The sequence below is a fragment of the Microcoleus sp. PH2017_34_RAT_O_A genome (assembly GCF_020737885.1).
Lineage (GTDB): Bacteria > Cyanobacteriota > Cyanobacteriia > Cyanobacteriales > Microcoleaceae > Microcoleus.
Genome location: NZ_JAEQDD010000139.1, coordinates 1 through 12372, shown reverse-complemented (window position 1 = coordinate 12372; position 12372 = coordinate 1). Strand labels below are relative to the sequence as shown.

Below are 12372 nucleotides of genomic sequence, written 5' to 3'. Positions count from 1 at the left end.
TTATTCCTGTAGTTTTAGGACTGTGGACTAAAATTACTAACGTAGATGTCTAACATTGACTACTTTTGGGTAGCTTTGTCCAGGTTTTTACGAGCGGTAGTCTTCCCAGTACCCGGGCTGCCGCGTACCAGATAAGAGCGCTGAGGAATCAGGCCGCCGTCAATTACTTCGTTGAGACCAGTAATTCCTACTGAAAGTCGGTTTTGAGACATTTGTTTGTTTATGTTTAGAATATCGGCTCGTATTCATATTTAATGGTTTGAGGGGCTGTTTTGATTGTTTGTTTACTGGGCGTCTGAGAACCTTCATGAAAAATATTTCGGCAGAAAATTACGTTAGCACACAAGAATTAGAGGGTATTGTCGGCACTGCTGGCATTTGTCTGCGGCAAGATATAGAGGCTTTTTGGCAAGAACGGGTAGAAAAAGCTGTTGCCCCAGGTACTTCAATAGCCTGTACCGTTTATCCCCATACTCAGGAAGAACTCGCCGCAGTGATTGCTTGTGCAGGGCGAAATCGCTGGGGACTCTTGCCGACAGGGAGTGGCAGCAAACTCGATTGGGGCGGTTTAGTCCAATTAGACTCCGATCCCCCCCAGCCCCCCTTAACAAGGGGGGAGCAAGATGTTGTCAAAGTCCCCCTTTTTAAGGGGGATTTAGGGGGATCTCCTGATGCAGGGGGGATCGTTGTGGTGAGTACGGCGCGCCTGAATCGGCTGGTAGAACACGCTGTGGGCGATTTAACGGTGACTGCGGAGGCGGGCATGAAGTTTGCCGATTTGCAGGAAATTTTAGGTAAAGCAGGTCAATTTTTGCCGATCGATCCAGCATATCCGCAACAGGCAACTTTGGGCGGGATTGTCGCTACTGCTGATACTGGTTCGCTGCGGCACCGCTACCGGGGCGTGCGCGATTTGTTGTTGGGAATTACGTTTGTGCGATCGGACGGTAAAATTGCTGTAGCCGGAGGTCGAGTTGTGAAAAATGTCGCCGGTTACGACTTAATGAAACTGTTGACCGGTTCCTACGGCACATTAGGCGTCATCAGTCAAGTAACATTCCGAGTTTATCCGCTGCCGGAATCATCGGGAACTGTCATACTGACAGGAGAAACTAATGCTTTAGCTGAAGCTGCTCAAATTTTATTATCTTCTGCTTTAACACCGACAGCCGTTGATTTGCTGTCACCACAGTTAGTAGAAAAACTGAGTTTGGGTAAAGGTTCGGGATTGGTAGTGAGGTTTCAAAGCATCGCCGAAAGCGTTAAACAACAATCCGCCCGGTTGTTGGAAGTTGGCGAAAAGTTGGGATTGCAAGGCACTAGCTGCGGCGAAAATGATGAGGATAAATTATGGCAAAGATTGCCAGAAACAGTCTGGAATTCTGGGAATAATTCAGCAATTATTTGCAAAATAGGCATCAGACCCTCGGAAGCAGTCAAGGCAATTAACGAGTTGCCGGTACAGGATGCTTTGATTCATGCGGGCAGCGGTTTAGGAGTTTTGCGGTTTGAGACTGCGACAGCCGAAACGCTGTTGCAGGTACGCAGGGCGTGCGAAGCTAAAGGCGGTTTTCTGACGGTTTTGGCTGCGCCAGCCCACATCAAGCAAGGGTTAGATGTTTGGGGCTATACTGGAAGTGCGATCGATCTAATGCGTCGCATCAAGCAAGAGTTTGACCCGGAGAATATTTTAAATTGCGATCGTTTTATCAGCGGTATTTAGTTTAAAGTTTGCAGTAAGGAGTTCAGTTTTTATTGAATCCCGGTCTAAATCATTATACCTCGACCATATTTATTGTGGAACAGGCATCCTGCCTGTTCAATACTGGTTTTTATGGAGATGTCTATTTGTGAACCAGATTTGTTTTTTAACGAACCGCGAAGGCGCAAAGACCGCAAAGGAAGAGAAAAGAAGAGAAGAGAAGTTTTTGTTTGCTTGATGGAGTTAGGCTGGCAATTTGAAAGGACTAAAGTCCTGACTACGAACCAAAATAATTAGGTAATATATTATGCAAACTTCCGAAAATTCTACAATTCCCAGCGACGACTTAAAACCTGCTAAAGAAAGCAATTTCCTAGCACAAAACCCCCACTTGAAAACTCTCGAAATCCCGGGTTTCGACGCCAACAATCCGCCAGATCCCAAATTGATCGATACTTGCGTGCACTGCGGTTTTTGCTTGTCAACTTGTCCGAGTTATCGGGTACTCGGCAAAGAAATGGATTCGCCCAGAGGCCGCATTTATTTAATGGATGCAATCAACGAAGGCGACGCACCTTTAAACGAAGCAACATCGCAGCATTTCGATACTTGTTTGGGCTGTTTAGCCTGCGTCACAACTTGCCCTTCTGGAGTTCAATACGACAAGTTAATTTCCGCAACTCGCCACCAAGTTACCCGAAATCAAAAACGCACTTTTTCTGACAATGTAATTCGCACTCTAATTTTTAATCTCTTTCCTTATCCTCACAGATTGCGGCCTTTGCTGGTACCGCTGTTTATTTATCAAAAATTAGGACTGCCAAAACTAATTCGCCAAACAGGTTTGCTGAAAAAAGTATTTCCCCGCTTGGCGGCGATGGAATCAATTTTGCCCGAGGTAACAGTTGATTCTTTCCGGGATAATTTGCCCGAAGTCATTCCCGCACAAGGGGAGAAACGCTATCGAGTTGGGGTGATTTTAGGCTGCGTGCAGAGGTTGTTGTTCTCGCCAGTTAATGAAGCTACGGTGCGAGTTTTGACGGCTAATGGCTGCGAGGTTGTGATTCCGAAAAGTCAAGGATGCTGTGCTGCTTTGCCGGAACATCAAGGACAAGCGGAACAGGCGAAAGCTTTGGCGAGACAAATGATTGACAGCTTTGAAAATACGGGCGTTGATTGTGTAATTATCAATGCTGCTGGGTGCGGCCACACTTTGAAAGAATACGGTCACATTTTAGCAGATGACCCGGATTATCGGGAGAAAGCTGAGAATTTTGCTGCTAATGTGAAGGACATACAAGAATTTTTGGCAACTGCGGGAATTACGGCGAAACTCAATCCTTTGACTGAGAGAGATTTGACGATTGTTTATCATGATGCGTGTCATTTGTTGCACGGACAAAAGATTAGTTTGCAGCCGCGCCAGTTGCTGCAACAAATTCCTGGCGTGAAGTTGAAAGAACCTGTGGATGCTGCTTTGTGTTGCGGGAGTGCGGGGGTTTACAATATGCTTCAGCCGGAAATTGCGGATGATTTGGGAGTACAAAAGGTGGAGAATTTGCTGAATACTGGGGCTGAGTTGATTGCTTCTTCTAATCCTGGTTGTTCTTTGCAAATTAAGAAGCATTTGGAGTTGCAGGGGAAGGCTGTTACTTTGATGCACCCGATCGAGCTTTTGGATTATTCTATTCGTGGGGTACAGTTGCAGCGGAAGTAGTTTGCTGGGGCGGGCGGTGTCCGCCCTGCTTTTCGCTGCGATTTTTTATCAGAGAAATGGGTCTAAAACCTCGTCCTTATAGGACGGCTTTGTAAGTAAAACTATAAACCTTAAACCCTCTTTCCTAAAGAAATGTAAAAAGTACAAACACGCAAGTATTTCACTATATACTAATAACAGCTCAAGAAAAACGAGGAGTTAAACTTGTTGACAAACTATGTATACAAGTTGCGTCCAAATCAAACACAAGACTTAAAAATGTCTAATTGGGTGGATATTTTGCGAAGCCATTTCAACTGGTGTCTTAATGACAGGATCACTCAGTATAGCCAACAGTTCATTCAAGGCAACTATTGCGACCTTAGGACAAAAAGTGAAGCCTGTCCGTTGACCAGTTGTGTCAGTAAAAACGGTGCCACTGGGGAACCTTGGAAAATAGGCAAAACAGATAAAAAGGGGAAAGTTAAAAACCCTCGGCGCAACCCAGGCCACATTCAAATCACAGCGTTGCCCGAACTGAAAGCAGCTAGACCCTGGTTTGCCGGGATAGATTCGACAGTTCTACAACAGAACGTCAAACGGTTAGACACTGCCTATAATAATTTTTTTGACGGACGCGGCTTTCCTAAATTCAAGAATCGCAGCAATTTCACTTCCTTCACATTTATGATGGGGGTAAAAATACAAGGTAGTAAAATTTACTTGCCAAAGTTAGGTTGGATGCGTTTCCACAACTCGCGCCCAATTCCTGGTGGCTTTACCATTAAAGCTTGTGCGGTAAGAAAGCGACAGAATGGCTGGTATGTATCCGTCCGCATTGAGGACAAGTCTGTCCCCGATTACACGACAAAACCTCTCAAAGATGTCGTCAAGGTAATTGGTTGCGATATGGGAATTACAAAATTAGTCCATCTATCAGATGGAGCTCAAATTGAAAATCCCAAGTTTTCAGCCACCAAAAAAGCTAAACGCACACTGAGAATTAGACAGAGACAAGTCAGTCGATTTTAGATTTTAGATTTTAGATTTTAGATTGACCCCACGGATAAATTCGGGGGAAGAGAGGATTTTAGATTTTCGATTTGGGATTGATTCCACGGATAAATCACGTGGCGGGTACCATCAAGAAATTATTGGTCAGTCGAAAAGCAAAAGGGAGTAATAACCGCAAAAAAGCAGCTAAAAAACTAGGGCTTTTCCACCAAAGAATTAGCAATAAGCGTCAAGCTTACCAATGGAAGGTTGCCAATAAAATAGTGTCACGTAACGTTGACGCGATTGCTCTAGAGGACTTGAATATTTCCGGCATGATGCGCCGATGTCGAGTAAAGGTTGACGAAAAAACAGGTAGATTTCTGAAAAATGGGCAATCAAGGAAGAGAGGTTTAAACCGTTCTATTTCTGATGCAGGCTGGGGCGAGTTAATACTGAAGATTGAGTATCTGGCTGCAAAGCAAGGAAAAATCGTAATCAAGGTTAATCCCAAATACTCCAGTCAAGAATGTCGGAATTGCGGTCACATCGACAAGTCTAATAGAGATGGCGAAAAGTTCATTTGCACTGAATGTGGCTACCACGAACACGCTGATATAGGTGCAGCAAAAACTATTCGCGATCGAGCTTTAAATTTGGTACGCGGGGACTCCGCGAAACCTGGCGTTCGCGCCTAAACGCCCAGAAGATATCCTCGCGCTCGATTGAGCAAACGTGAGGAGTCTGGGAACCCTGGAAACAGGGAAATTGAGGTAGAAATTCCTCAAGAATCCTCGCACCTTCAGGTCGAGGAGTGTCAAGAATAAGATTTTTTACCGCAGAGGGCGCAGAGGGCGCAGAGGAAGAGAGGGAAATAGGTTATTTTGAGAAAGCTCGTTGGCGAAGCCCTCGCAGAGGATCGCGCTTCTGACTCCTCGTAAACTGCTAAAATTAAATTCAACAGTATTTCACCCCGCACAACTGTTATGGTAAGTCAAATCCCAGTCCCCACTCAGGAAGAGATTATCTACCCCGAAAGCGACGGCAAACCAATGGCAAACAATACCGACCAGTTTCGCTGGATTCTAGTCATTGAGCAAAATCTAGAATGGATGTATGCTAATGACGAGAATGTATTTGTAGCGGGGGATTTATTTTGGTATCCGGTTCAGGGAAGACCAAATATTGTTAATGCCCCCGATGTGATGGTTGTCTTCGGCACACCGAAAAGGAGACGGAGTTCTTATCAGCAGTGGAACGAGTCAGGAATTGCACCACAAGTTGTGTTTGAGATTCTCTCTCCTAGCAATACGCAAGATGAAATGGAGACGAAATTACTATTTTACGATCGCCACCAAGTTGAAGAATATTACATTTACAATCCTACTAACAATCAACTCAGGGGTTGGTTGCGGGGAGAAGACGGCTTGGATGCGATCGCATCTATGGAAAACTACGCGAGTCCCAGGTTAGCCATCCGGTTCGATTTATCAGGCGATGAATTGCAAATTTATCGACCTGATGGAACTAGGTTTTTCTCCTACGTTGAGATTTGTCAACGCCTAGAACAAGCCGAACAGCGGACAGAACAAGCCGAACAGCGGGCAGAACTTGCAGAAACAGCTTTAGGAGAGGAACGGCGGCGATCGCAACTTTTGGCGGAACGGCTGCGAGAAATGGGAATTAACCCAGATGAATTAAGTTAGACAGACTGCGATCGATCGGCATTGACCCCGAACAATTGTAAACTGGATTGGGGAAAAGGTCGATCGCACTTTTCAAATTGAGCAAAAGTGCGATCGGAACCATGTCAACTCTCAACTGTCAACTGTCAACTCTCAACTGACTCTTCCCCTCTTCCAACTTCAAAAAATGCACTTGTCCCGAAGCTTCCGCCGCGACAATTGTCACCCCATCTGGTGCCATAGCGCAAGCTTTCAAAGCACTATCTCCCCTGAAAGTAGCAACTATTTTTCGACTCAACAAATCCCAAACTTTCAGAGTATTATCATCCGAAACTGAAATCACTCTATTTCCCACAGTCGCCAAAGCTGTAATCGCATCCGCATGACCCGTCAAAGTAAAAATTTCCTTTTGACTTGACAAATCCCAAACTTTAATCAGTTTCTTCCTTCCCCCAGAAATTCCCCATTTACCGTCTGTGGTAACTACCACAGCATTCACAAAACTCTCATGACCTTTAAGAGTAAAAAGTTGATTTTTAACGACTAAATTCCATAAATTTGCCAAAATATTATTTTCTTTTCCCAAACTCCAAACTTTCAGACTTGTGTCGCCGGAAGCCGAAATTATCCGCTTGCCATCGGGAGTAACTGCCACAGCTTTTATCCCGTCGGTGTGACCGATAAATGTAAAAACTTCCTCTCCTGTTTCCAAATTCCAAATTTTAATACTTTTGTCTCCCGAACCAGAAATCGCCAGCCTGCCGTCGGGGGTAACAGCAACCGAATTTACCCAATCTGTATGACCTGTCAGACTAAATATTTCTTCTCCAGTTTCCAGATTCCAAACTTTAACTGTTTTGTCACCTGAACCTGAAACTATTCTCTGGCTGTCCGGGGTAACAGCGATTGCTTTTACCCAATCTTTATGACCGGGAATAGCAAAAATTTCCTCTCCATTTGCCAGATTCCAGACTTTAATGCTGTTGTCTCCAGAACCGGAAATTGCTTTTTTACCGTCGGCTGTCACTGCTAAAGCATTTACCCAGTCATCGTGACCCGCAGATGATAAATTTTCTTTGCCTGTTTCTAAGTGCCAAACTTTGAGAGTTTTGTCAGAGGAACCAGAAACTATCCGCTTGCCGTCGGGGGTGACAGCAACAGCATTCACCGGGGCGATGTGATTGGTAAAAGTAAATAGTTCTTCTTTTGTTTCCAAATTCCAAACTTTCAGCGTTTTGTCGCCGGCCGCCGAAATTACCCGTTTTCCGTCGGGACTGACTGCCACAGCTTGGACGAAACTGCTGTGAATTCCTAAAGTGAAAAGTTTTTCTCTGGCACTCAAACTCCAAACTTTGATTGTGCCGTCGTAACTGCCGGAAATTATGTGTTCGCCGTCGGGAGTTACTGCTACAGCTTTTACCCAATCTGCGTGACCGGTAAGGGTAAAAAGTTCTTTTCCTGTTTCTAGGTTCCAGACTTTAATGCTGTTGTCGCCAGACCCGGAAATCAACCGCTTGCTGTCTGGAGTTACTGCTACGGACTGGACAAAACTGCTGTGACCTTTGAGGTTGAAAATCACTGCCCCTGTTGACAAATCCCAAACTTTTATGCTGCCGTCCCATGAACCAGAAATTACTCGCTTGCCGTCGGGAGTTACTGCTACGGCTTCTACTGCAAAAGTATCGCCTGCAAATGTTAATATTTCTGTTCCAGTAGCTAAATTCCAAATTTTAATAGTATTGTCCCAAGAACCTGAAATTACTTTTGTTCCGTCTGGGGTTACTGCTACAGCATTGACGTAGGTAAGATGACCTTTGAGGGTGGAAAGTTCTTCTCCTGTTTCTAAGTCCCAAACTTTGAGAGTGTGGTCGGAGGATGCAGAAATTGCTCGCTTGCCGTCGGGGGTAATTGCTACAGCTTGTACCCAATCTGTATGTCCGGTGAGAGTGCGTAGCAATCTGCCGCCAGGGGGGGTAAAACTGGGGGTTAGCGGCCGCAGCCAGGGTATTTTCTGTTGTTGTGCTTGGGCTAGCAGTGCTTGAATTTCGGGAATTTCAAAGCGCATCAACCGGGCAATTAGTTGGGTAGCTAGTTGGGTTTTATCTTTGGCTAAAATGTGGGCAGAAAGCCTGATTGCTTCTTGGATTAATTTGAGTTTGTCGGCTTTTTCATCGGAGGTGATAATATCGGGACTTGTTGCTAAATCGTAATCTTCTATTAGCGCTTGTGCTCCCGCTGCTGACAGCTTGGCTTCAATAAAATTGTAATCTGTTAGTAAGCTGTATAATTTCTCTGAGTCGGAAGTCGCTGCTAGCTGACTTGGTAGGATTCCCAAACAGTGCGTCTGTTCTGCGGGCTGCATTTTATCCAGCCCTTGTGTAAACTCGCTCATAAATTTGTGTATGTCTTTTTTTAATGTATGCGATCGCTAGCTGCACCTTGCCCAAAACCCGATCGAGAAAGTTTTCTTGCTTACTTTGCTCGTTTACTTAGCATGGCATATTTAAAGGCTATTTGCTACCGGGCTGCTGCCCTCGGTTTGGCGATCGTTCGATGAATCGCTGGTTTTTTTGTCTGAGTCTGGTTTGAGAATTTTCAATGCCTGCGATTGCCATCAACCGCCGCCAAGATCGTTCAACTCAAAGCCCAAAATCTAGCGATCGACAACTATCTGACATATATCGTTGTTTTTCTTAACATAACGGGTTTTGGGGAATGATTGTCGATCGCTCCACACTACCAATAGATTTTAGATTTTAGATTTTAGATTTTAGATTTTAGATTTTAGATTTTAGATTTTAGATACTTCGACTTCCTTCGGCTACTCTCAGGAAAAGTGGCTGTACAAGTTTGAGACGGACGGAGGCTTGGGCGCGTTTACGATTAAAAAATTGACTTGCAGCGCAGTGAATCGGGAAAGTTGAACATTGATCTAAAATTTGGGGCCAAGAGTTAAGTTGGCAGCCTGTACCCGTTTTGGGACGGAGTTAAGCTAAAATTTTTGAGCGATCGCCATCCTGTTTGATGTGCGAACAAGACTTGTTTAGCGAAATACGGTAGCGAATGCTCTAATTTTAGGTCGATCGGGCTGGATCTGCCCGACAGATGCCCGCCTGCTTGGGTTTCGTGCCTCAACCGCACCTGCAACCTGCTTGACTCAAACCTCCCGGAAAGCTTTGCAGGTGCGCCCCGTTCCTTTAAAATAGAAAACAGGACTTGCACTCTTAAACCGGGTTTCTCGCTAAAATCATTGGTTGGGCGGCTAGTTACTCAAGAAAAAACCGGTTTTCTGACTCGATAGCGCGCAAGTCGCGATCGCAAATCAAGAACTATTTAAGTTTAGAGACAAATTTCATGGATGTTATCGAGTTTTTCGAGTTAAGTGCAGGCAAATGGTTTTCCCAGCGCACCGTACACAATCTCAATTCTGGGGAATTGCAAGCAGGTAAATCTGACCTCAAAATAGAAATGCTGACAGCTAACGATGCAGCAGTCGTCAAACTTTGCCAACAGCACTCGACTAACCCGGACTCAACTGGACTCAGGGGCGTTCGGATTTCTTGGGACGGTGTTCCCGATCGCAACCAAGCTAAACAAGTTGGTTCTACAATATTGGCGATCGTCCCGAATCCCGACAATCCCAGCGAAGGCAAAGTATTGCAAGCCAAGGGAAACACCCGCTACGTGATGGGCGGCGACGATGTGCTGACATTGATTACAGAATCAGATACTGTCCATGCAGAAGAAAGGCTGTGGTATCTCATCCCCAATCTGCGCTTGCGGACTAGCGTTGTTAAGCAAGCTGACGGTACGGAACAAGCATCTTTTTGTTCGGAAATTCGGATGGGTGGAAGTCCGAAAAGTTGACAGTTGACCGTTGACCGTTGACAGTTGACAGTTGACAGTTGACAGTTGACAGTTGACAGTTGACAGTTGACAAAGGAAGTCCGAGGATTGGAGTAATGAATAGTCTGATTTTTATTTCTCCCTATAAGGGTTCCGGCTTTCAACCAATTCTTTCTGGTAATTGGTGAGTACCTCACTTGCAGGGAGAACCTCTATATCTAATTTCCCAAAATGAATACAAGCCCCGACTATCCTGAGTAATTATCCCAAAATTTTAGACTCCTTTTCAAGCTCCCAGATGAATCTGTGAAGTAAATCTAAACATAGAAAATCGACTGACACCTTATTTCTTTTTGATGCTTTCTCCTTTCTTTCTGCGGCCTTCTCGGGCAACGGCTTTTAACTTGGCGTGAAAATCAGTGTGTTTGACAACTGGGAATGATTTTTTGACAGGTTTGTCTGTTAATTTGCGATCGGGTTCGGCTCCATCGGCCAGAGCCGTAACATCCACATCTTCATATACTACAACTTCTGTATTTTCTTGAGTGCGATCGCCAGCAGTGGCGAGTTTTTCTGTTTCCGGGGCTTCTGTATTCGGGACTTCTGCATCTGACGCGCGATCGAGTTCTGCTTCTGACTGCTTGCTCGTATCTATTTCGGCGACACCGAATTCGGATTCCGGGTGGGATAAAAGTATCTCTTCCTGCGACGGTTGAGCATAACTTTCAAAGGTTAAATCTTGAGGAAAATTGTTGCAAACTAAGCGTTCAAACTCGCGATTAAAATGATAGAGTGGTTGGCCTATCCGGTGCCACATACTCAATAGCTGTCCGACAGAAACAGCTTTGTAGCGCCCTTGATAAAGCGCTTCAACCACTGCTAAACGCAACCAATAGCCGGGATACTTGGTCAACCATTCACCAGCCAATTTCTCTGCTTTTTTGCCACCTAGGTCAAAACCGTAGTGAACCAGCAGAGCCGCTGCTTGTGCAGATATTGTACGTCCATCTGTCATGGGAATTGGTAATTTGTCAGTTGTCAGTTGTTAGTTGTCAGTTGTCAGTTGTCAGTTGTTAGTTGTTAGTTGTCAGTTGTTAGTTGTCAGTTGTTAGTTGTTAGTTGTCAGTTGTTAGTTGTCAGTTGTTAGTTGTCAGTTGTTAGTTGTTAGTTGTTAGGAGTGGTGTCGCCTACGAGGCAACGCGAACGTTAGTTTTTCTTTCTTGGGAAGGGAGAATTGGAGAATTGAGAATTGGAGAATTGAGAATTGTTGATTTTTTTGGCTTCATTATTACCAATAACAAATAACAAATAACCAATAACAAATAACCAATAACCAATAACCCAATAACCAATAACCAATTACCAATTACCAATTACCCATTACTAATTACCCAATTGAATTAATCGGATAAACGCACGCCTCCTTCTACTGTTCGCACGTCCCCGGAAAATGGTTGGGGTGTGCCGTTCCAGTTGAAGTCACTAATTCTAAACGTCAGGCTGCCGACTTGACGCTCAGGATTAAAACGCAAAATAATTGCGTAGCTGCGACGGCTGTATTCTAAAGTGTAGTTCGTACTGATTGTTTCCCTGCTGTCTAGATTAATAGCACTTTGAAATCCGACTCGAAAGCCTCCGTAAACTTGCTGCACGAGTCCAAAAGACAGGACTTTCAAATCTACTAGCCGATCGAACAAATAAGGCGATACCCCGTCCCGCGCTACCTGAGTGTAAGTCACGTTAAATCCAGTGTAGTCGAGGAAAGGGCGGGAGAAATGGCCGAACTGCCCTTGAATGCCGATGCTGCTGGCGATCGAATTTTGTCGATCGCCACTACTGTAATAAGAGCCTACTCCTCGGACTCCCAAAGCCAGTTGTAAGAAGGGAACCACCGGCGTCCGGGTGTACCTCAAACCCTGGGTGGGAGTGCGGGGCAGCGGTTGACCTTGCCACAGGTTGAAGCCGCGGCTGAGGGCGACGCTGACTTGGCCTCGGCCCAAATCGATGCGGTTGTTTTCGCGCACTGGTTCGAGCAAATCTGCTCGATCGGTGTCAGCATTGATAAATTGATATCCAGCTTGGTAGCTGAAATTGATGCCTGTATTGCCGATTTGCATCTGTGGGGAAGTGAGGACGGCCCCGAGACTGCTGTTGACGGTTTGAAAGCCTAGAGAACCGTTAAACAGTCGATCGCGATAACTATATTCTGCTGCTAAATTGTGATTGCCGATCGACTGTCGCAAGCGCACATTACCCCGAAAAGCATTTTCAGCTAAATTCGGGAAATTATCAAAATTCAGAAATAACGCCGATCCTTCAAGGCTGGTGCGCGGGCCCAAAGTCGCGCCCAGCTTTGCTCTCAGCCCGTAGCTGTCGGGGGAAAAGGGATTTCCACCGTTCTTTTCCACGATTCGCTGGAGGTAAATTTGGGGTGTCAGAGTCAGGCGCAC

12 protein-coding genes are annotated in these 12372 nt (G+C 45.2%); 6 read left to right on the top strand and 6 right to left on the bottom strand.

The genetic code is table 11. The annotated features are described in order from the left end of the window. Positions 1 to 59 precede the first annotated feature (59 nt). Positions 60 to 212 carry an ATPase domain-containing protein gene (locus JGK11_RS30545; protein WP_293180279.1) on the bottom strand — a complete coding sequence of 51 codons (153 nt, stop codon included), beginning with the start codon at positions 210 to 212 and terminating at the stop codon, positions 60 to 62. Between the two features lie 95 nt (positions 213 to 307). On the opposite strand from JGK11_RS30545, the gene JGK11_RS30540 reads away from it, so the two are divergent. The 5 genes from JGK11_RS30540 (at position 308) to JGK11_RS30520 (ending at position 6097) form a co-directional block, all read left to right on the top strand. Further along, a complete protein-coding gene (locus JGK11_RS30540; RefSeq protein WP_293180276.1) occupies positions 308 to 1723 on the top strand; it encodes an FAD-binding oxidoreductase in 1416 nt (471 codons plus the stop codon). A gap of 286 nt (positions 1724 to 2009) precedes the next feature. Next, complete coding sequence (locus JGK11_RS30535; RefSeq protein WP_293214188.1) at positions 2010 to 3419, top strand: heterodisulfide reductase-related iron-sulfur binding cluster; 1410 nt, start codon at positions 2010 to 2012, stop codon at positions 3417 to 3419. 204 nt (positions 3420 to 3623) lie between these two features. Further along, positions 3624 to 4430 carry a transposase gene (locus tag JGK11_RS30530; RefSeq protein ID WP_366054150.1) on the top strand — a complete coding sequence of 269 codons (807 nt, stop codon included), beginning with the start codon at positions 3624 to 3626 and terminating at the stop codon, positions 4428 to 4430. 98 nt (positions 4431 to 4528) lie between these two features. Further along, complete coding sequence (locus JGK11_RS30525) at positions 4529 to 5089, top strand: transposase (protein WP_293193428.1); 561 nt, start codon at positions 4529 to 4531, stop codon at positions 5087 to 5089. 288 nt (positions 5090 to 5377) lie between these two features. Next, the gene (locus tag JGK11_RS30520; RefSeq protein ID WP_293193429.1) at positions 5378 to 6097 is read left to right on the top strand and encodes a Uma2 family endonuclease; all 720 of its coding nucleotides are present in this window, start codon (positions 5378 to 5380) and stop codon (positions 6095 to 6097) included. Here JGK11_RS30520 and JGK11_RS30515 read toward each other — a convergent pair. The 3 genes from JGK11_RS30515 to JGK11_RS30505 form a co-directional block, all read right to left on the bottom strand. Further along, positions 6075 to 6200 carry a hypothetical protein gene (locus JGK11_RS30515; protein ID WP_293214186.1) on the bottom strand — a complete coding sequence of 42 codons (126 nt, stop codon included), beginning with the start codon at positions 6198 to 6200 and terminating at the stop codon, positions 6075 to 6077. The two genes, JGK11_RS30520 and JGK11_RS30515, sit on opposite strands and share 23 nt — an antisense overlap. Positions 6201 to 6215: 15 nt before the next feature. Continuing rightward, positions 6216 to 8468, bottom strand: a complete 2253-nt coding sequence (locus JGK11_RS30510) for a hypothetical protein (RefSeq protein ID WP_293193431.1) — start codon at positions 8466 to 8468, stop codon at positions 6216 to 6218. A 560-nt stretch (positions 8469 to 9028) separates the two neighbouring features. Beyond that, positions 9029 to 9298: a hypothetical protein gene (locus tag JGK11_RS30505; RefSeq protein ID WP_293180252.1), complete on the bottom strand. Its 270-nt coding sequence runs from the start codon at positions 9296 to 9298 to the stop codon at positions 9029 to 9031. Between the two features lie 132 nt (positions 9299 to 9430). On the opposite strand from JGK11_RS30505, the gene JGK11_RS30500 reads away from it, so the two are divergent. Continuing rightward, on the top strand, positions 9431 to 9943 hold the full coding sequence (locus JGK11_RS30500) for a phycobiliprotein lyase (RefSeq protein WP_293180249.1): 513 nt from the start codon (positions 9431 to 9433) through the stop codon (positions 9941 to 9943). A gap of 322 nt (positions 9944 to 10265) precedes the next feature. Here the strand turns inward: JGK11_RS30500 and JGK11_RS30495 are convergent, their stop codons facing one another. Together JGK11_RS30495 and JGK11_RS30490 are read right to left on the bottom strand one after the other, a co-directional pair. Further along, complete coding sequence (locus JGK11_RS30495; RefSeq protein ID WP_293208320.1) at positions 10266 to 10937, bottom strand: hypothetical protein; 672 nt, start codon at positions 10935 to 10937, stop codon at positions 10266 to 10268. 385 nt (positions 10938 to 11322) lie between these two features. Continuing rightward, positions 11323 to 12372 (bottom strand): DUF3769 domain-containing protein (locus JGK11_RS30490; protein WP_293214183.1); only part of this gene is annotated, 1050 nt, incomplete at its 5' end.

Coding starts and splice junctions, on each gene's coding strand:
- JGK11_RS30495 (WP_293208320.1), bottom strand. CDS start 10,937: ATGACAGATGGACGTACAATATCTGCACAAGCAGCGGCTCTGCTGGTT.
- JGK11_RS30520 (WP_293193429.1), top strand. CDS start 5,378: ATGGTAAGTCAAATCCCAGTCCCCACTCAGGAAGAGATTATCTACCCC.
- JGK11_RS30510 (WP_293193431.1), bottom strand. CDS start 8,468: ATGAGCGAGTTTACACAAGGGCTGGATAAAATGCAGCCCGCAGAACAG.
- JGK11_RS30535 (WP_293214188.1), top strand. CDS start 2,010: ATGCAAACTTCCGAAAATTCTACAATTCCCAGCGACGACTTAAAACCT.
- JGK11_RS30515 (WP_293214186.1), bottom strand. CDS start 6,200: ATGGTTCCGATCGCACTTTTGCTCAATTTGAAAAGTGCGATCGACCTT.
- JGK11_RS30540 (WP_293180276.1), top strand. CDS start 308: ATGAAAAATATTTCGGCAGAAAATTACGTTAGCACACAAGAATTAGAG.
- JGK11_RS30500 (WP_293180249.1), top strand. CDS start 9,431: ATGGATGTTATCGAGTTTTTCGAGTTAAGTGCAGGCAAATGGTTTTCC.
- JGK11_RS30545 (WP_293180279.1), bottom strand. CDS start 212: ATGTCTCAAAACCGACTTTCAGTAGGAATTACTGGTCTCAACGAAGTA.